14 protein-coding genes are annotated in these 18,912 nt (G+C 59.1%); 10 read left to right on the top strand and 4 right to left on the bottom strand.

Annotation, left to right across the window (positions count from 1 at the left end):
- Nucleotides 1-30: 30 nt before the first annotated feature.
- Nucleotides 31-852, top strand: coding sequence for an HDOD domain-containing protein (locus tag M2497_RS08330; protein WP_248486813.1), 822 nt, complete (start codon nucleotides 31-33; stop codon nucleotides 850-852).
- Here M2497_RS08330 and M2497_RS08325 read toward each other — a convergent pair whose 3' ends face one another.
- Nucleotides 853-2,238, bottom strand: coding sequence for a sensor histidine kinase (locus tag M2497_RS08325; protein WP_248486811.1), 1,386 nt, complete (start codon nucleotides 2,236-2,238; stop codon nucleotides 853-855).
- The gene (locus M2497_RS08320; protein ID WP_010212220.1) at nucleotides 2,231-2,902 is read right to left on the bottom strand and encodes a response regulator; all 672 of its coding nucleotides are present in this window, start codon (nucleotides 2,900-2,902) and stop codon (nucleotides 2,231-2,233) included. The genes M2497_RS08325 and M2497_RS08320 overlap by 8 nt, the downstream gene beginning before the upstream one ends.
- A gap of 235 nt (nucleotides 2,903-3,137) precedes the next feature.
- Here M2497_RS08320 and M2497_RS08315 point away from each other — a divergent pair, with 235 nt between their 5' ends.
- The 9 genes from M2497_RS08315 to M2497_RS08275 all read left to right on the top strand — a co-directional run bounded on the left by M2497_RS08315 (nucleotide 3,138) and on the right by M2497_RS08275 (nucleotide 14,226).
- Nucleotides 3,138-4,430, top strand: a complete 1,293-nt coding sequence (locus tag M2497_RS08315; protein WP_248486809.1) for an OprD family porin — start codon at nucleotides 3,138-3,140, stop codon at nucleotides 4,428-4,430.
- Between the two features lie 27 nt (nucleotides 4,431-4,457).
- Nucleotides 4,458-5,447, top strand: a complete 990-nt coding sequence (locus tag M2497_RS08310; RefSeq protein ID WP_162276416.1) for a tripartite tricarboxylate transporter substrate binding protein — start codon at nucleotides 4,458-4,460, stop codon at nucleotides 5,445-5,447.
- Between the two features lie 59 nt (nucleotides 5,448-5,506).
- Nucleotides 5,507-5,965 (top strand): tripartite tricarboxylate transporter TctB family protein, encoded by a 459-nt coding sequence (locus M2497_RS08305; protein ID WP_058425152.1) that lies wholly within the window; start codon nucleotides 5,507-5,509, stop codon nucleotides 5,963-5,965.
- Between the two features lies 1 nt (nucleotide 5,966).
- Entirely contained in the window at nucleotides 5,967-7,481 is a 1,515-nt protein-coding gene (locus M2497_RS08300) for a tripartite tricarboxylate transporter permease (RefSeq protein ID WP_092247192.1), read from the top strand.
- Complete coding sequence (locus tag M2497_RS08295) at nucleotides 7,474-8,502, top strand: AbrB family transcriptional regulator (RefSeq protein WP_248486808.1); 1,029 nt, start codon at nucleotides 7,474-7,476, stop codon at nucleotides 8,500-8,502. The genes M2497_RS08300 and M2497_RS08295 overlap by 8 nt, the downstream gene beginning before the upstream one ends.
- 166 nt (nucleotides 8,503-8,668) lie before the next feature.
- Complete coding sequence (locus M2497_RS08290) at nucleotides 8,669-9,253, top strand: hypothetical protein (RefSeq protein ID WP_248486807.1); 585 nt, start codon at nucleotides 8,669-8,671, stop codon at nucleotides 9,251-9,253.
- A gap of 319 nt (nucleotides 9,254-9,572) precedes the next feature.
- On the top strand, nucleotides 9,573-12,848 hold the full coding sequence (locus tag M2497_RS08285; protein WP_248486806.1) for a hypothetical protein: 3,276 nt from the start codon (nucleotides 9,573-9,575) through the stop codon (nucleotides 12,846-12,848).
- A gap of 152 nt (nucleotides 12,849-13,000) precedes the next feature.
- Complete coding sequence (locus M2497_RS08280; protein WP_058427878.1) at nucleotides 13,001-13,396, top strand: IS3 family transposase; 396 nt, start codon at nucleotides 13,001-13,003, stop codon at nucleotides 13,394-13,396.
- The gene (locus tag M2497_RS08275) at nucleotides 13,300-14,226 is read left to right on the top strand and encodes an IS3 family transposase (RefSeq protein ID WP_348984777.1); all 927 of its coding nucleotides are present in this window, start codon (nucleotides 13,300-13,302) and stop codon (nucleotides 14,224-14,226) included. The genes M2497_RS08280 and M2497_RS08275 overlap by 97 nt, the downstream gene beginning before the upstream one ends.
- A 49-nt stretch (nucleotides 14,227-14,275) precedes the next feature.
- On the opposite strand, the gene M2497_RS08270 is transcribed toward M2497_RS08275, so the two are convergent.
- A complete protein-coding gene (locus tag M2497_RS08270) occupies nucleotides 14,276-16,564 on the bottom strand; it encodes an autotransporter outer membrane beta-barrel domain-containing protein (protein ID WP_248486805.1) in 2,289 nt (762 codons plus the stop codon).
- Between the two features lie 203 nt (nucleotides 16,565-16,767).
- Nucleotides 16,768-18,729 carry a hypothetical protein gene (locus tag M2497_RS08265; RefSeq protein WP_248486804.1) on the bottom strand — a complete coding sequence of 654 codons (1,962 nt, stop codon included), beginning with the start codon at nucleotides 18,727-18,729 and terminating at the stop codon, nucleotides 16,768-16,770.
- Between the last annotated feature and the right edge of the window lie 183 nt (nucleotides 18,730-18,912).

Raw genomic sequence — 18,912 nt, 5'->3', positions numbered from 1 at the left:
TACCTTCTTGCAACACCCTAGAGAGCATGAATGAACAAGCTGGCGGAAAAAGTCCAACAGGCTTTGGTGAGGGCCATCGATAACGATGACCTGGTTCTGCCGACATTGCCGGAAGTGGCCCTGAATATTCGTCAGGCCGCAGAAGACCCGGAGATCAGCATCAGCCACTTGAGCAAAGTGATCGGTCGCGACACCGCGCTGTCGGCGCGCCTGATCAAAGTGGTCAACAGCCCGTTGTTGCGTGCGACCCAGGAAGTCACCGACCTGCACACCGCCATCACCCGGTTGGGCACCAACTACAGCAGCAACCTGGCGATCGGCCTGGTCATGGAGCAGATCTTCCACGCGCGTTCCGACGTGGTCGAACAAAAGATGCGTGATGTGTGGCGCCGCAGCCTGGAGGTCGCGGGTGTGAGTTATGCCCTGTGCCGCAGCCACACACAACTCAAGCCGGACCAGGCGGCCCTCGGCGGCCTGGTGCACCAGATCGGTGTGCTGCCAATCCTGACCTACGCCGAAGACCACTACGAGCTGCTCGCCGACCCGGTCAGCCTCAACCACGTCATCGAGAGCATCCACCCACTGCTGGGCGACAAACTGCTGGGCGGCTGGGACTTTCCGGAAATGCTGGCGAAACTGCCAGGCCAATACCTGGACCTGGAACGCGACTCGCCCAGTCTCGACTACATCGACCTGGTGCAGGTCGCCGTGCTGTATTGCCATCGCGGCACCGATCATCCCTTGGCCAGCGTTCCAGTCTCCAGCTTGCCGGCCATCCAGAAACTGCGGGTCGACCCTTACAGCGACGCCTTGCGCGCCGAGCTGGATGAAGCCCGCTCGATGTTCTACTGATCAACCCGCGATAAAACTCACCCGCACCTTCAGCCCGGCCTGTTCGCCATCGTGCAGGCTGATCTGGGCCAGGTGCGCCCGGCAGATTTCGCCGACGATCGCCAGCCCCAGGCCAGAGCCCATGCCCTGCTGGCTGCGCCGGTAGAAACGCTCGAACACCCGGTCCCGCTCATCCAGCGGGATGCCCGGCCCATCGTCTTCCACTTCCAGTACCGCCGGCGCCGTGACCCGCAGGATTACATTGCCGCCAGGCGGGGTGTGCGCCAGGGCGTTGTCCACCAGGTTGCTCAACAACTCGTTCAACAGGGTTGGCTCCCCGCGCAGCCACACCGGCTCATCGGCTTCCAGCGCCAATGCCACGCCGCGTGCGTGGGCCAGCGGCGCCATGGCCATGCCCAGCTCACGGGCCAACTGGCTGAGGTCGAGCAACTGCGCGCCGCCTTCGGCAATGGCGCGGGCACCATTTTCGATGCGTGCCAGGGACAACAGTTGATTGGCCAGGTGGGTCAGGCGGTCAGTGCCCTGGGCTGCGGTTTCGAGGGTGCTGCGCCAGGTGGCGGGGTCCTCGGCGCGCAGGCCCAGTTCCAGTCGGGCCTTGAGCGCGGCCAGTGGCGTACGCAACTCATGGGCCGCATCGGCAATAAACTGCGCCTGGCGCTCGAACTGGCCGCGCAGGCGTTCGGTGAAATGGTTGAGGGAACGCACCAATGGGCCGAACTCATGCTGCACTTCCACCAACGGCAAGGGCCGCAGGTCGTCAGGCTGGCGTTCTTCCACTGCCGTACGCAAACGCTCCAGTGGGCGCAACGCCGCGCTCACGGCGAACCACACCAGCAACAACGCGCCCACGGCGAGCATGCCCAGGCGCAGCAAGGTGTCGGCCATCAGGCTGCGAGCCATGCTCACGCGTGCTTCATCGGTTTCGGCGACACGGATTTCGGCCATGCCGTTCATGTTCGGTTCGGACACCGCCTTGAGCAGACTCACCACCCGCACCTGCTGGCCCTGGTAGATGGCGTCGTAAAAGCGTGCCAGTGCCGGATAGTCATCGGTGCGTGGCGTACCCGGCGGTGGGCCGGGAAGGTTTTCGTAGCCGGAGATCAGTTTCTGGTCGATGTCATTGACCTGGTAGTAAATGCGCCCGGCACTGTCGTAGGCAAAGGTGTCCAGGGCCACGTAGGGCACGTTGGCGCTCAGGGTGCCGTCCACCTGGGTCAAGCCGGCGGCGATGGTACGCGCCGAGGCCAGCAGCGTGCGGTCGTAGGCGGTGTCAGCGGCCTCGCGACCGTTCCAGTAGGCGCTCATGCCACTGGCCAGCATCAACAGCACTAGCAACAGCGCCAGGTTCCACAACAGGCGCCAGCGTAGGCTGCTGGGCTTATGCATCGCGGGCTTCCAGCAAATAGCCGAGGCCGCGGAAGGTGACGATGGCGATGGGCTGGCCATCGAGTTTCTTGCGCAAGCGGTGCACGTAGATTTCGATGGCGTCGGGGCTGGCCTCTTCGTCCAGGCCGAACACCTGGGAAGCCAGTTGCTCCTTGCTCATCACCCGACCCGGACGGGCAATCAGCGCCTCAAGCACGGCTTGCTCGCGGGAGGTGAGCGTCATCAACTCTCCCCCGACCGTGAAGCGTCGCGTATCGAGGTCGTACACCAGCACGCCGCAGGCCTGCTGACGCTCACCACCCAACACGCTGCGGCGCAGCAGCGCCTTGACCCGCGCCTCCAACTCCGTCAGTTCGAACGGTTTGGCGAGGTAGTCGTCCGCCCCCAGGTTGAGGCCGTGCACGCGGTCTTTCACATCGCTGCGCGCGGTCAACATCAGCACCGGCAGGTTTTTGCCACGGGCGCGTAACCGCGCAAGCACCTCGAAACCGTCCATGCGCGGCAGCCCCACATCGAGGATCGCCGCCGCGTACTCCTCGCTGCTCAGGGCCAGGTCCGCCGCCACGCCGTCGTGCAGCACGTCAACGGTCAAACCCGTGCTCTTGAGCGCTTGCGCGACACTTTCGGCGAGTTGCAGATGGTCTTCAACCAGCAAGACACGCATGGATTACTACCTCATTCAGGGGTGGTCGGCGCCACGCTTTGGCGGGCAGTTTACAGGCGCCGACCGGCCTGTGAAGCCCGAAAACATTGAAAGCCGACTGAAAGGTTAGTGAAAGCTTCGCCCTTTAGCATCCAGCCACGGTGGTCTATGCCCGCCGAGCTGCCTTAACCGCAGCGCCCGAAAAACGCCTCGAAGCGTTTTCGCCAAAATAAGAACAATAACGGAGTACACAACGATGCTGTCGACACAGCCCCAGGTCCCCTCGCCTGTTCGTTTTTCTCGCCTGACCCAGACCGCCCTCGCCAGTGCTGCTACCCTTGCCGGCTTTTCGCCGCTTAGCCAGGCGGCCTTCTTCGAAGACAGTAGCGCGACCCTGGAAACCCGCAACATGTACTTCAACCGCGACTTCCGCGACGGCACCAGCGCCCAGCAATCCAAGCGCGACGAATGGGCCCAGGGCTTCATGCTCAACCTGCAATCGGGCTACACCGACGGCACCGTCGGCTTCGGCGTGGATGCGCTGGGCATGCTCGGGGTCAAGCTCGACTCCAGCCCCGACCGCACCGGCACCGGCCTGTTGCCTACCCATGATGATGGCCGCGCCGCCAACGAATACTCCAAGCTGGGCCTGACCGGCAAAGTGAAGATCTCGGCCACCGAGCTGAAGATCGGCTCGTTGATCCCCGAGCTGCCGATCCTCAAGCCCAATGACGGGCGTATCCTGCCGCAGACCTTCAACGGTGGCCTGATCACCTCCAAGGAATTCAAGAACCTGGTGTTCACCGGCGGGCGCCTGGACAAAGCCAAGGACCGCGACGACACCAATTACGAAGACATCGCCCTCAACAACAAGAACAGCCGCTTCGTCAGCGGCGCCACCGGCAAACACTTCAATTTCGGCGGGGCCGACTACAAGTTCGCTGACAAGATCACCGGCAGCTACCACTTCGCCCAACTCGACGACGTGTACCGCCAGCACTTCCTCGGCCTGGTCGCCTCGCGCCCGATGGGTCCTGGCACGTTTAGCACCGACCTGCGCCTGGCCATCAGCGATGACACCGGCGCCGCCCGTGGCGGCAAGATCGACAACACCTCCCTCAACGGCCTGTTCAGCTATGCCCTCAACGGCCACAAGCTCAGCGCCGGTTACCAGCACATGTCCGGCGACAGCGCCTTCCCCTATGTGGATGGCAGCGACCCGTACCTGGTCAACTTCGTGCAGATCAACGACTTTGCCGGCGCCGAAGAGCGTTCCTGGCAGGCGCGCTACGACTACGACTTCGCCAAGCTGGGCATTCCCGGCCTGAGCTTCATGAGCCGTTACCTGTCGGGTGACAACATCAAGCTCAAGAACGGCGAGACCGGCAAGGAGTGGGAGCGCAACACCGAGATCAAGTATGTGGTGCAAGCCGGCACGTTCAAGGATGTGGCCGTGCGCCTGCGCAACGCCACGTACCGCTCCAACTACTCGGCCCGTGACGCAGATGAAGTGCGTGTGCTGGTCAGCTATAGCGTTGCGCTCTGGTAGTAACCCCTCATAACAACAACGACGGAGATAACCATGACCCTTTCACTGCGTAAACTGGCCCTCGCCGCCGGCTGCATGCTGTTCGCCGGCCAACTGCTGGCCGCTGACGAACCCAAGCGCCCGGAGTGCATCGCCCCGGCCTCGCCGGGCGGTGGTTTTGACCTGACCTGCAAACTGGCGCAAAGCGCGCTGGTCAACGAGAAGCTGTTGAGCAAGCCGATGCGCGTGACCTACATGCCCGGCGGCGTGGGCGCGGTGGCTTACAACGCCGTGGTTGCACAGCGCCCTGCGGACGGCGGCACACTGGTGGCCTGGTCCAGCGGTTCGCTGTTGAACCTGGCCCAAGGCAAGTTCGGTCGCTTCGATGAAAGCGCCGTGCGCTGGTTGGCAGCGGTCGGCACCAGCTACGGTGCCATCGCGGTGAAAGCCGATTCGCCCTACAAGACCCTCGACGATCTGGTCAAAGCCTTGAAGAAAGATCCGGGCAGCGTGGTGATCGGTTCCGGCGGCACCGTCGGCAGCCAGGACTGGATGCAAACCGCGCTCATTGCCAAGGCCGCCGGGATCAACCCGCGCGAACTGCGTTATGTCGCCCTTGAAGGCGGCGGTGAAATCGCCACCGCCCTGCTCGGCGGCCATATCCAGGTGGGCAGTACCGACATCTCCGACTCCATGCCGCACATCCTGAGCGGCGACATGCGCCTGCTGGCGGTGTTCTCCGAACAGCGTCTGGACGAGCCGGAAATGAAGAACATCCCAACCGCCAAAGAGCAAGGCTACGACATCGTCTGGCCAGTGGTGCGTGGCTTCTACCTCGGGCCAAAAGTCAGCGATGCCGACTACGCCTGGTGGAAAGACGCCTTCGACAAACTGCTGGCCTCCGAGGAGTTCGCCAAGCTGCGTGACCAGCGTGAGCTGTTCCCGTTCGCCATGACCGGCCCGGAGCTGGACACCTACGTGAAGAAACAAGTGGCTGACTACAAAGTGCTGGCCAAAGAGTTCGGCCTGATCCAGTAATCGCCCCTCTTTTGTGTGGCCACGCCCTTTAGCCAAGCGGCGTGGCCCAGGAGTTCCACATGCTCTTACAACGCATTTTCGCCGCCGCGCTGCTGCTGGCCTGTGCCGGCCTCGCGCTGATGGCCTGGCCGTATCAGGCGTCGTTTTCCTACGAGCCGGTAGGGCCGCGCGCCTACCCGCTGCTGATGCTCGGGCTGATGAGCCTGGCACTGATCTACATGCTGTTTCGTCCACAACCGACCAAACACACCGAAGAAGAACCCGCGCTGGACCGCGAAACCCTGATCAAGATCGGCGTGTGCGTCGCGCTGTTGATCGTGTTCGCCGGCACCTTCGAACCCCTGGGTTTCATCCTCAGCAGCATGCTGATCGGCATCCCGATGGCGCGCCTGTATGGCGGCCGCTGGTTGCCCAGCGTGGTGATCGTCAGCCTGATGGCGATTGGTCTTTACCTGTTGTTCGATAAAGCCATGGATGTGCCGCTGCCCCTCGGCCTGCTCGACGTTCTGGAGAACTGATATGGATACTTTCGGCTACTTGGGCCAGGGTTTCGGCGTTGCACTGTCCCCTTACAACCTGGTGACCGCGCTGTGCGGCACCTTGATCGGCACCGTGGTCGGCCTGTTGCCGGGCCTGGGCCCGATCAACGGCGTGGCGCTGTTGATCCCCATTGCCTTCGCCCTGGGCCTGCCGCCGGAATCGGCGCTGATCCTGCTGGCAGCCGTGTACCTGGGCTGCGAATACGGCGGGCGCATCAGCTCGATCCTGCTGAACATCCCGGGCGAAGCCTCCACCGTGATGACAACCCTCGACGGCTACCCGATGGCCCGCAAAGGCCTGGCGGGCGTGGCGCTGTCGTTGTCGGCATGGAGTTCGTTCATCGGCGCGTTCATCGCCACCTGCGGCATGGTGCTGTTTGCGCCGCTGCTGGCCAAATGGGCGATTGCCTTCGGCCCGGCGGAATATTTCGTACTGATGGTGTTCGCGATTGTCTGCCTCGGCGGCATGGCCGGGGACAAACCGCTGAAGACGTTTGTAGCGGCGCTGATCGGCCTGTTCCTCTCGGCGGTCGGCATCGACGCCAACAGCGGTGTGTATCGCTTCACCGGCGACAACATCCACCTCACCGACGGCATCCAGTTCGTCGTGCTGGTGCTGGGCCTGTTCTCCATCAGCGAGATCCTGTTGCTGCTGGAAAAAACCCACCGTGGCCAGGAAGCGGTCAAAGCCACCGGGCGCATGATGTTCAACCTGAAGGAAGCGGGCGCGGTGTTCGTGGTGAATATCCGTTGCGGCCTGCTCGGTTTCATCATGGGCGTACTGCCCGGTGCAGGTGCCACGTTGGCGTCGGCGGTTGCCTACATGACCGAAAAACGCCTGGCCGGTGCCAGCGGTAAATTCGGCCAGGGCGACATGCGCGGCCTCGCCGCTCCGGAAACTGCGATTGGCGCGTCCGCCTGCGGTGCGCTGGTGCCGATGCTGACCCTCGGTGTTCCTGGCTCGGGCACCACGGCGGTGATGATCGGCGCACTGTCGCTGTACAACATCACCCCGGGCCCGCTGCTGTTCCAACAGCAACCGGACATCGTCTGGGGCCTGATCGCCTCGTTGTTCATCGCCAACATCATGCTGGTGATCCTCAACATCCCGATGATCCGCATCTTCACGCGCATCCTCGCCGTGCCGAACTGGGCGCTGGTGCCGGTGATCGCGATCATCACCGCCATCGGGGTGTATGCGGTGCACGCCACCACCTTCGACCTGTTCCTGATGGTGGGTATCGGCATCTTCGGCTACATCCTGCGCAAGCTCGACTTCCCGCTGTCGCCGGTGCTGCTGGGCTTTATCCTTGGCGGCCTGATGGAACAGAACCTGCGCCGTGCGCTGTCGATCTCCAACGGTGACCTGCAGATCCTCTGGTCGAGCCCGATCACCTTTGGTGTATGGGTACTGACCGCGCTGATGCTGGCCTTCCCGCTGCTGCGTATCTACCGTAAACGTGCCCTGCAGCGTCGTGCCGTGGCCGATGTCTGAGGTCACCTTCAGACATTGGTGGGGCACACCGCTGGTCGGCCTGGCCGGCGGTTACCTGGCCAGCCTGGTCGGCTGGCCGTTGCCGTACATGGTCGGTTCACTGCTGGCGATCATCCTGGTGCGTTGCCTTACGCCGTGGCAGTTGGCGGAGATTCCCGGTGGGCGCAAATGCGGCCAATGGGTGGTGGGCATCGGCATCGGCCTGCACTTCACCCCGGTGGTGATCGAGCAGGTGATGAGCCACTTCGGGCTGATCTTCTTCGGCGCGCTGGTCACCAGCCTGTCGAGCGTGGTCGGTGTGTGGTTGATGCGCCGTAGCGGTGAAGACCGCGCCACGGCGTTTTTCTCGAGCATGCCGGGTGGTTCCGGTGAGATGGTCAACCTCGGCGCACGCAATGGCGCGGTGTTGAGCCGTGTCGCGGCGGGCCAGAGCCTGCGGGTGCTGATGGTGGTGTTGTGTGTGCCGGCGATCTTCAAGTACTTGCTCGAAGGTGGTACACCGCAGTTTCACCCGGCGCCGGTGAGCTGGCCGTGGCTGCTGGCGCTGTTTCCGCTGGGCGCCTTGGTCGCCTGGGGTTGGCAGCGCTTGCGCCAGCCGAACCCTTGGTTATTCGGGCCGTTGCTGGTGAGTGCCACGGCCAGCGTCGTGTGGGATTTGCATATCGGCCTGCCCGATGGCGGCAGCCAGATTGGCCAGTGGTTGATCGGCAGTGGCCTGGGTTGCCACTTCAACCGGCAGTTCTTTCGTCGGGCGCCGTCGTTCATGGGCCGTACCTTGATCGGCACCGCGTTGACCATGGCGCTGGCGACGTTGGCGGCCGTGGGGCTGAGTGCGTTGACACACCTGGACCTGCGCTCATTGACCCTGGGCATGATGCCCGGTGGCATTGCCGAGATGAGCCTGACCGCCGAGACCCTGCAACTGTCGGTGCCACTGGTGACGGCGATGCAGGTGATGCGCTTGTTGTTTGTGTTGTTTCTGGCGGAGCCGTTGTTCAGGCATTGGAATCGCCCGTCTTAACTCTTGCGCGATGGCACGCTCCGCCTCCTCATTACCGCTTGTCGGCACTGTCAAACTTCACAGCTAGTGGGCCAACGCCAACGGGCGTTGAATCGAGCCTGCGACTGTCGGCGCCCCATCGGGCGTCAGGTCGCGTCGATTCTATCCAACTAACAGGATGCCGATCATGACTGACGATCAAAACGCTAAACCCGGTAATGCTCAGGAATTGTCAGAATTGACCATTCCAGGCGATACAAGGGTAATTGAACTTGACGGTTGGCTGCTGGCGAAAGGATTCCCCAACAACGAGCGTGCTTATCTCCCGTCAACACGCGTCGCCAGTGGCGGTAAACCGCGTTATGAATACTCCAGTAACTCCAGCGCCGTATCGGTGAATGCCTCGACAGGACAAGTCAATATCAACTCCGAGGGCACCGCCATCATCACGGTGAAAGACCAGTCGCAGCCGCCGCAGACAGCCAGCTATGAAATTCAGGTAACCGGGGAGCACCAGACCCTCGAGTACCTTGGTTCCATGAACTGGAAGGACGCGAATGAAAGCGGGCAATTGCTCACAATCGATCAATTCATCTCGCTGGTTTCAAGATTCGGCCCTGGATTCCCTGTAAATGGTCTGGCCTGGACTGTCCACCCACAAAAAGATCAGCCCGATGTTTACCACAGTGTTTTTATGCCAGGCGGTCAGGGCACAGACTGGGGCACGTGGTCTGCCGACTCCGCGTCTCTGCTTGTGTTGACTGTCTTGTAGTGTACGCATTCGTACGGAAATGATTTCGAACAGTCGGCCCATTCAGTTATGAGGTCGACTCAAAATCAAACATTAGAGCGTGGAGAAGTCCATGCCCATGATAAGCGTGCAGTTTTGGGCCACGTCCAACGAGCATGTGGCAAACATGTGCTCTGAAACAGTGGCCCTCGTGCTGCTATAGCTAGTTAGTGCCACTCGTCGGCACTGTCATTTTTCACAGCTAGTCGGCCAGCGACCGCGGGCGTTGAATCGAGCCTGCGACTGTCGACGCCCCATCGGGCTTCAGATCGCGTCGATTCTATCTAACAGGATGCCGATCATGACCTACGACCAAAACCCTGAACCCAGTAATGATGACGAATCCAGTGTTCCAGCCTTGACTGCGAGCTCTCGCAGCGGAGCAAGAAACCAACTCGCCACAGTCCGTAGCCAAGTGTCGGGTGGGCTGCCACCTAACCTGTATCGACGTGAAGGCTTCACGTCTCCACCGCCCGCCGGGGCGATCTTGAATGACAAGGCTTTTATCAATACGCCCTTCAGCGTGCTGCCCTTGTACCTCCCCACACTCTGGAACCCTGTTCCGGGCCACGACGGTGGGCTCAATGCTGCGGCCTTGATAGTCAACCAATTTGGTGTGATCTGCATCGTAAATGCATACCTGGGCCAAGCCGAGCTCGATTTCATCAGCCTCAGGGTCAACGGGACACAAGTTGCGTTCCACACCGTCACCGACGATGAAGCCACCAATGGCAAGCCGATTGTCCTGTTCATCAATAGCAGTCGTTTTATCGACCAGGCAAACAATACGATACAGGCTTTTGTAACGCCGCTTGGTGGCAACGCCGATCCGTCCAAGCTCTTTAATATTTTCGTTGATCGCCAACTACCGGTCAGCCCATTTCCTACCTTCGGCAAGCCCTACAACGAAAACATGGCAGTGTTGAAGTTTACCGACCCGTTGATCGAAAATTTTGGTCTCGTTACTCAGGCTCAGATGCAGCTCGGTACCGAGGTAGAAATCGCCAACTACCCGCTGGACAGGTCATTGCCGCAAGTTCACTGGCGCAAGGAACATGATGTCATCACGGTGAGCATCGGCGGAGTAACGGTCAGCCATACGGTCACTGCTTTTGAAGCAGCAGGCACTGCCCCCATCAGATTCACCATCTATTTCGGTACCTGGAGCCTGGTACCCGACGGCGTTCGTTTGGTCGAGTGGAATGTGCTGGACAAGGTCGGCAACCCCTCCCCCGGGGCCTCACCGCCTCGGCTGATACAAGTGGACTCCGGTGCTTCGACCGAGCCGCTGCTGAAAGCGTTATTTGCATCCGAATCCGATTACGACCCAGTACGCGATCTGGACTTTATCGACACGCGACATCTTGTAGTCGATACGCCGCTGGAACTGCTGATCCGTAACCAAGGCTACCTCGTCGGCGATACGGTGATCATTACGGTTAGAGGGCTTGCCGCAGATGGCACCACCTCCGAAAAGATCATCGAGTATCCAGTCACCGTGATCACACCGATCCGTGTGTACATTCCCTTGGCGCTGGATTTTCTCTTGCTGCTATCGGGCGGACTGATTCTGATCACCTACAAACGGGTTCGACCAGGCGTCGCTGATCGCCCGTCAGAAGGTGTGTTGTACGCTATCGATGGTGAACCCGTTGAGGACGGTCTTAAAGCTCCGATCGTGTGGGACCTCGACGAGGGTGCCTTACCAGCCGATACCAACCCGGTGAGAATTGTGGTTCCGCGTTATTTCGGCCAGTTACCGAATGACCGCGTTGACCTCATCGTGACGGGCCTGACGGCTGATGGAAGACAGGTGTACGCGACGTTTACAGACATGGCCGGCACTGGCGATCTGACGTTCCTCTTGGACAACCCCTTCTTCGCCGCACTGAACGGTGGCTACTTCGTTGCGTACTACGAGATCAATGGCGCTGCCCAGCGACCCGCATCGAAGTCGGTCACTGTACCGGTCGGTAATGCACAAGCGATACTGCCGCCGCCGTGGACATTGCAGGCAACACTTCCCAACCTCACGTTTGACCCCGCCATCAGCCTGGCAAACCTGAATGTTCGCATCAACCCCCACCCGGTGATTGTCGAAGGAGCCCAGGTACGGTTGCTCGGTATAGGCAGTCAGCCAGGCGGCAGCTTTGCAAGCACCTGGTTCAACGTAGACATCAACTGGGAGGATTCAGTCCTGCCGTTTACCATCCCACGACTGATCGTACTCGCCAACCTGAACAGTACAATGAGGTTGTTTTACGAAGTCATTCCCGCACCAGGCGCCGCTACTCTGTTTTCACAAGACCTGGTTATCAATGTCGGCATGGCGTTGAAGCTCCCTACGCCACCCAAGGTGCTGGAGGCGACGGTCATTTCGCCTACCGAAGCCGAGCTGAACCCACTGCATGTAAGGCCGCCGTCGCCCATCATCGTCACCATCCAGGTGCCTGCTACCGACTTGTTACCCACCGATGATGTAACTGTTCATATTGTGGGTATGCCTGGCCTGGGCGAACCCGTCATCCCGTCCAAACCTGGTGTGCCTGACGCAGGTGTGGATTACATTTCTTTCCCCATCCTGAGTGATTTCGTGGCCGCTTACCTGGGGAGTTTCTGCCAGGTGTTTTTCACGGTTATGCGCAATGGCAACCCTGTTTCGTCAGCCATCCTGACGCTCAGGGTCACGGCATTACCATCTAGTACGCTGGACATCGTTTCAGTACCTGAGGCGAATGGCACTTCAATTAACGTGAACACTGCCAACAACGTGAAAATCGACCCATGGCCATTCTTCAAGGCGGGACAACCGGTATTCATTGAACTGGAACACACAGCCGGCGACCTGACGTTGCGTGACGGCCTGGTTGTCACCGCACCCGAGTTTACAGCGGGCCGTACTCTGGACCTGATCCCAGGCGATTACCTCAAGACAAAACCCAATGGCAGCTCCCTGACTGTTAGGGCCAAGGTTGTCTTGAATGGGACTGGCCTTGAGAGCGAAGCGATAGCGTTGAATCCTAGGACCTACACGCTGAGTTCGGTCCCTGCATTGACCATTCCAAACGACACAAGGGACGTTAATCTTGGGGGATGGCTGCTAGGGACCGGCTTTCCCAACAACGAGCGTGCTTATCTGCCGTCAACACGCCAAGCCACTGGCGGCACACCGCCTTATTTCTATCGCAGTAGTTCCAGTGCAGTAACAGTGAATAGCTCAACAGGACAGGTCAATATCAACTCTGCAGGCACCGCCATCATCACTGTGACAGACCGATCACAACCGATGCAGACAGCCACCTATGGAATTAGGGTATCGGGGTCATACCAGACTGTCCGGCATTTTATTAACACTCAATGGGGGACCGCGAATGTCAGCGGGCAATTGCTCACAATGAGTCAACTCAGCTCGTTACGTTCAAGATTCGGTTCCGCATTTCCAATAAGCACTCATACCTGGACAATTCATAAAAGGGATGACGACTCTCACTACAGCGTCTTTTTACCGAGTGGCGAGGGTTTGGGATACGAAACCCATACAGCTGACGGTGCGTATATCAATGCTATCGTTTTCTAATAACGCAGGTCGCTAAACCACAACGCTCTTGAACATTCGACCCGTTCCATAACCGTAAAAAAGCCCCGTATCAAAGATACGGGGCTTTTTTATTAGGTGTGTCTCGTCCTGAATAAGGTTTACACCTTCTGGCTTCTGATCAGGAGGGTGCAATGGATACGGGCGCAAAACGCAGTCAGCGCGATTACACGCTGACTTTTAAATTGTCGGTTGTCGATCAGGTCGAAAAAGGCGAGTTGAGTTATAAAGAGGCTCAACGGCGCTATGGGATCCAGGGCCGGTCGACGGTGTTGGTCTGGTTACGCAAGCATGGTCGACAGGACTGGAGCCAAGGCGCTTCCATTCGCTCCCAGAGGGTCCGACCGATGGATGAGCCCACTTTGCCATTAACTCCCGAGCAGAGAATCAAAGAGCTTGAGGAGCAGTTGGCGCTGGCGAATCAGAAAGCCAAATTCTTCGAAGACGTGGTCGAGGTTCTGAAGAACGACTACGGCGTATCCGTCGTAAAAAAGCGGCCCGGCAAGTCGTTGCGCAAACCCAGACCCTGAGTGTCAGCAGGGCTTGCCAGTTTATGGGGATCAGCCGCCAAGCCTTTTACAAGCGTGATCGCGTCTATCGGGCTCGAGTCGATCAAGATCAGAAACTCATCAAATTTGTGCAGGCAATCCGAGTGCGCCAACCCTGCATCGGCACACGCAAACTCCAGTCATTGATGCACGCAGAGCGTGAGAAGCCTGAGCTGCATGTTGGCCGTGATCGCTTGTTTGAGGTGCTGCGCGAGCACCGACAGTTGGTTCGTAGGAAACGGGCGTATCACAAGACGACCGACAGCCATCATCACTTTCACTGCCATCCCAATCTGCTAAAGCCAGGCCCGCAGCAAGTCATCGCGAGCGGTCCGGAACAGGTCTGGGTGGCCGATATTACTTACCTATCCACCAAGCGTGATGATCCGGTTTACCTGAGCCTGATAACAGACACCTTCTCAAGAAAAATTGTCGGGTATCACGTGCACGGCAGCCTTCACGCCGAATCGGTGGCCCAGGCCTTACGCATGGCGCTGAAAACACGTCGAACACGTCAGAAACTGGTTCATCACTCGGATCGAGGTGTGCAGTACTGCTCGGCGCTGTATCAAAAACTCCATGCCAAGCACGACATCACGTGTTCAATGACCGATGGCTATGACTGCTACCAAAACGCCTTGGCAGAGCGGGTTAATGGCATCTTGAAAACAGAACTGTTGCTCCACCGGCCGACAGACCTGGAACAAGCGGAGCAGATGGTGCGGGAAGCAATCCTGATCTACAACCAAGAGCGCCCGCATCTGTCCTTGAAATACAAAACGCCCGATGCAGTGCATCGGGCGTTGGGGTGAAACAGGTGTAAACCTATTTCAGGACTAGACAGTGTGAGTTTATGCACTCTTAGAAGTCATACCGCACCCCCACATTAACCCCCCACGGCTGGTCAACGCTCTTGCCCATGCTGCGCTCTACATCGGCATGGACCTTCCAGTTCTTCGACACGGCCATGGCCAGACCAGCTGCCATTTCAACCCGAGTGCCCGACAGGTCGTTGTTGAAGCTATTGCCGTTCACCGACACCTTGTTGCTCTGGTTGAACTCATGGGCAACGGCAGTCCGCAAGTACGGCTGCAATACACTGCCACCGTCCAGCTGGATGTCACGTCCGGCGGTCACACCGGCCTTGCCCACCACCGAAGCGGTACGCGCGCCCTTGGCTTGCAGGCCGTTATCCAGCTCGTAGCTCTGGCGCTGGATGATCGCCGTGGCCAACTGGCCGTAAGGTTCCACGAAGAAGCCGTCGTCCAGCTTGATGTGGCGGCCCACCTCTGCCGAAGCAGTCACTGCGTTTTGCGTGTAGTTGCCCTTGGCTTTCCTGCCGTCGCTCATCGCCACGTTGGACTCATTGTGCAAGCGGTTGAACTTGAGCACGCCGTCGAAGTAGAAGCCGCTTTCAGCGTCCAGCCAGGTGGCGTAACCACCGGCGTAGTAACTGTTGACGGTGGCTTTGCTGCCACGGTTCAGGTCTAGGTCGGAGGTGCTGTGACCGGCCAGGAAGCCTGCCAGCCATTGGCCGTCGCCACCGGACAACGGTACGTCGGCACCCAGGGTAAAACCACGCTGTACCTGGTTGTACTGCACACCTTTATCGCGGTTGTTCACTTCAAACTTGTTGCCGTACGTACGGCTCCACAAGCCGCTGGACTTACCATCGCTGTGGCGCAACTCACCCATTCGGGTACGCAGGTTGGTCATTTCACCGTAGAGCACGCTCGGCGCCGCGTTGGCCAGGGCCAGTACGGAGTGGGTGCTCGGGCTGATCACCTTGCTGCCCGGGTCCAGCAGCCAGTCTTTGCCTTCGTTGTCGTTGACCAGGCTGTAGGAGTATGTGCCCACGTCCACACGGTCACCCAGCAGGCTGAACTTGGCGCCGCCATCGGCGGTGTGCACCACGTGCAGGCGGTCATCGCTCAACGGGTCGGCACCGCTGCTGGCGATCAGCAGTTTGTGATCACCCGACGACGTCCCGGTGACGTTAAGGAAGTCACCGGTCAACGTGGAGAAATCCGCCGTCATGATGAAGGTGCCGTTGCCCGACAGGTTTTCCACGTCCAGTTGGTAGAACACGCCCGGGTCGCCAAACTTGACGTTACCGCCGCTCAGGGCCAGGTCGCCCACTTGCTGGTTGTCGACCATCACCCAGGTCGCGTCGCTGTTGATCGCCAGCTTGTCGACGTTCTCCAGACGGCCAGTGAGGATCGAGCCGTTGCTCAGGCCAACGCTGGCGCTGCCGCCGTTGTTGATCACGTCGCCGTTCATGATGGCGTGGTCGAGGCTCAGGTCCAGGGCGCTGCCGGTGCCCACTTGGATGTTGCCGGTCAGGGCGCTGTTGTTGACGCGCATGTTGGCGTTGCCGCCACCCGTCAGCTCGAGCATGTTGCCGTTGCCGCCGACCAGGGTGGAGCCATTGCGCACGTCGATTTCAGCAGTGAACGGTCGCTCTACGCTGATTGCCGGACCATTGAGCCCAACCACCCGCGAACCGTCCAGGGTCAATTGAGGCGTCGCAGGCACGCTCAGGCTCTCACCCGTCATTACCACACCACTGGTAGCCCCTGTAATTTCACTGCCGGTTGCAATCGCCGCGCCCCCCTGCAGCACCAGGCCCTGCCGGCTTTGCCCTGTCAACGTAGAGTTATTCAATTCCAGCAGGCTATGGGAGGTGACGTTGGCTCCCCAGGTCGCACCGATGACTTCGCTGCCATTGACCTGTGCGTAGGAACCAGTCGTCGTGCCCGGCTGGCGAGCCACGTTCAAGCCGCCGCTGAAATGGCTGGTAATCTTTGTGCCGGTGATGACTGCGTTCGAGTTGGCCAGGGTAATCGCCGCCTGGGAGGCGTGTGCCGAGGTCACGGTGGCACCGGTCATGGTCAGATTGGAGCCGGTCGTAGCACGGATTTCCTTGACCGTCGCGCCGTCGTGGACAGTGAGCGTCGCACCGTTCTGGGCAATGTAATCGGTAGCGCCTGTACCGGAATAGACGTCATGTTTGCCGCTACCGACGTTACCGTCTACGACGACCGCGGAGAGTGCTTGCTCGCTCAGTAAGTAGAGCGGGGCAACCGCCATGAGTTTGATGATTGACGATAAACGCGACAAGCGAAAACGATGGGAAGTAATAGAAGTCATGCCAAGTAGCCTCAGAAGTAAATACCAGTTCGAATCCGGACCCCGTATCGAATAGGTTTCCGTTTTCTTCGGCGCAGAGACTAAAGACCTGACCTCCCAAGCCCTGTAGGACTTTCCTTAAGGTCACGCGGGTAGCGACTAAAGGTCATTACACAAAAAAGCCTCACCCTTTCAATCAGAAAGGATGAGGCTTCAACGTTGCTTCAAAGCGTACCGTTACGACGTGACGCCCCCGGAACGCAACTACCCGGCACACCACCGCCAGTACCGACGAGGTCCCAGGCCGCCCTGACCTCATCGGAGATGCCCCGATCTTCTGTCGAGGGGCGATGAAGTTTCCAGCGCACGCCAACATAGCCTCGCCCTGAAGTACCCGTGTGGTCTTCGAACCAGGCACTCAAATCCATTGGCACAACCAGACCAAGATTGACATCGGAACTGTTGAGTGTGAACCACGCACTCTCTATGGGCGTACCGACAGGCACACCGATCGGTGCAGTAGGTGGGACATACGCATACCTGACCGCCTCAATCATCACTTCATCGTCGATCTGGAGCAATCCAGAATCCAGGACCTTGATGGGCACATCTAGCCAAGGACTTCTTGTGCAATTGATGTAGTAGCTGAAGTTCGTCTGGCCGGTAACAGGCTGGGCGTTACTAAAGATCGCATCGGCCAGCCCCTCCAGATTGAAGATGTCCACGAAGACGTCTTGATGTGGCGAATGTTTGTAATTGACCGCATCACGGATGAGGCAGAAAAGGGGAATAGTACCGTTCCCCGTCTCACCGATATCAACCCAGTCCACGGTAACCGTCACGATAAAGTCTGGGGCTTCGGCCCCTGTCACAGGATAGGTGGCGACAACAATGCCCGCATAGACAAAGTCAATGAAATCACCTGCCTCCAGGCCGGGTGGCAACAAGAAGGTTGCGGTGGCATCAAATCCACGGTCCTTTTCCGAAAGACGGTTGAGTGGCCTTGGCAGCGGCCCTCCGCCAATCAGATCAGGCTTGGCCAGGTTGGGGTCTACCGGGCCTTCGCCCGGGTTGGTGACGCCCGGCTCACGCAGGTCGACGTCTACCTGCGTGTCTGGCCCTGGGTAAGTGCTACCGTCCTGGCGTTCAACAGTGAGTTTAATGTCCGCAGTGTAAAATTCCCCGCCCGCCGCAATGGCCGCAAACGGCGCGGGAATGTCCAGCGGGAAGATGGCCATGCCGAGGGCTTGCCGGTAGATCTCAACCGTTCCCCAGCGAACCACCAAGATATCAGACGGCAGATGGCCGGTGAGGTTTTCCAGTTGCACCGTCGCACCGTTGCGGGCTTCCTCTTTATCGACCAGGGGCTCTTCCAGCACCTTGACATCACCGAAGTCCGGTGGATCGTTGAGACTGACCCGCACATAAGCCGGAAGGGAGAGGACGGAGATGTTACCAGAACGATCCTCCAGGCTGTACTGCACGGGGATTTCGCCTGACTTTGCCAGGATCATCGTGGTGGGAATGGTCCCCACAATGTCTCCGGTCAGCGGAACGCTATTCTCCAAGGGGTGTTCGATCGTCCCGACATAAACCCTATAAATATCTCCCCCGCGACGATCGGCAGGATCAGGAATAGTGAATTCAAGACCGTCTTTTCCCTCCAAGTCAGCAGGAGTCAGTTCCGAACCGTAATCTTCCAGTCTGATCAAATTAGGTTGGTTGTTGTAGTTAGGGTCCTGCGCATCCACATAGACCCGGCGAATGTTGTAGTTAACGTCATTGCCACCGAAATTGATTACATGCACCCGGATGTCCTTGATGCCATGAGTCTGCAACGCGGATTTAGGCCCCAGATCCACCGTCACAGGGTCTGTCAGATCGTCGGTGTGGTCATAGGTCATGATCTCGATAGGCCTTTCGTTGACGTATATGGTGAGTGTTTCAAAGTCATTGAGAAAGCCACTCCGATCCCACAGCCGGAGGGACAGCACCACGCCCCGCAGTTGCATGTCCCTGTCCACAATATTCCTATGTGAGTCCCCAGGAATAGCGGGTAACAACCCGTCGATCAAAGGGGCAGGCTCAAGTGTGGGATCAATGACGGGGTCTTCCCAATCTTCCGTGGGAAACTGCGGTTGTGCGGACGTTTTTTTATTGATGATGTTTTGGGGCTTGTTGGACATGGTGCACACTCCTGGTAGGAACAAGTTTTCACCCCGGTCACCCCGGGCCGTCTATCGGGAAGAACGAACTACGACCGACAACTACCTGGTCTTGCGAACCTGCTGATCTCGTGTCCATTAAATGTGAGTTTTCGATCACCCGTAACTGTCAAACTTGACAGGTGCCGAGCGTTTGAATCGCGC

It is taken from the genome of Pseudomonas sp. CYM-20-01, assembly GCF_023169845.1.
Lineage (GTDB): Bacteria > Pseudomonadota > Gammaproteobacteria > Pseudomonadales > Pseudomonadaceae > Aquipseudomonas > Aquipseudomonas azotoformans.
Note: the sequence above shows the minus strand (reverse complement) of the source record. Positions and strands in the feature narration are given on the sequence as shown.

Bases quoted from the DNA above. Each gene is read 5' to 3' on its own strand.
- M2497_RS08325 (WP_248486811.1), bottom strand. From the start codon at position 2,238: ATGCATAAGCCCAGCAGCCTACGCTGGCGCCTGTTGTGGAACCTGGCG.
- M2497_RS08290 (WP_248486807.1), top strand. From the start codon at position 8,669: ATGACTGACGATCAAAACGCTAAACCCGGTAATGCTCAGGAATTGTCA.
- M2497_RS08330 (WP_248486813.1), top strand. From the start codon at position 31: ATGAACAAGCTGGCGGAAAAAGTCCAACAGGCTTTGGTGAGGGCCATC.
- M2497_RS08295 (WP_248486808.1), top strand. From the start codon at position 7,474: ATGTCTGAGGTCACCTTCAGACATTGGTGGGGCACACCGCTGGTCGGC.
- M2497_RS08320 (WP_010212220.1), bottom strand. From the start codon at position 2,902: ATGCGTGTCTTGCTGGTTGAAGACCATCTGCAACTCGCCGAAAGTGTC.
- M2497_RS08285 (WP_248486806.1), top strand. From the start codon at position 9,573: ATGACCTACGACCAAAACCCTGAACCCAGTAATGATGACGAATCCAGT.
- M2497_RS08305 (WP_058425152.1), top strand. From the start codon at position 5,507: ATGCTCTTACAACGCATTTTCGCCGCCGCGCTGCTGCTGGCCTGTGCC.
- M2497_RS08315 (WP_248486809.1), top strand. From the start codon at position 3,138: ATGCTGTCGACACAGCCCCAGGTCCCCTCGCCTGTTCGTTTTTCTCGC.
- M2497_RS08280 (WP_058427878.1), top strand. From the start codon at position 13,001: ATGGATACGGGCGCAAAACGCAGTCAGCGCGATTACACGCTGACTTTT.
- M2497_RS08265 (WP_248486804.1), bottom strand. From the start codon at position 18,729: ATGTCCAACAAGCCCCAAAACATCATCAATAAAAAAACGTCCGCACAA.
- M2497_RS08300 (WP_092247192.1), top strand. From the start codon at position 5,967: ATGGATACTTTCGGCTACTTGGGCCAGGGTTTCGGCGTTGCACTGTCC.
- M2497_RS08270 (WP_248486805.1), bottom strand. From the start codon at position 16,564: ATGACTTCTATTACTTCCCATCGTTTTCGCTTGTCGCGTTTATCGTCA.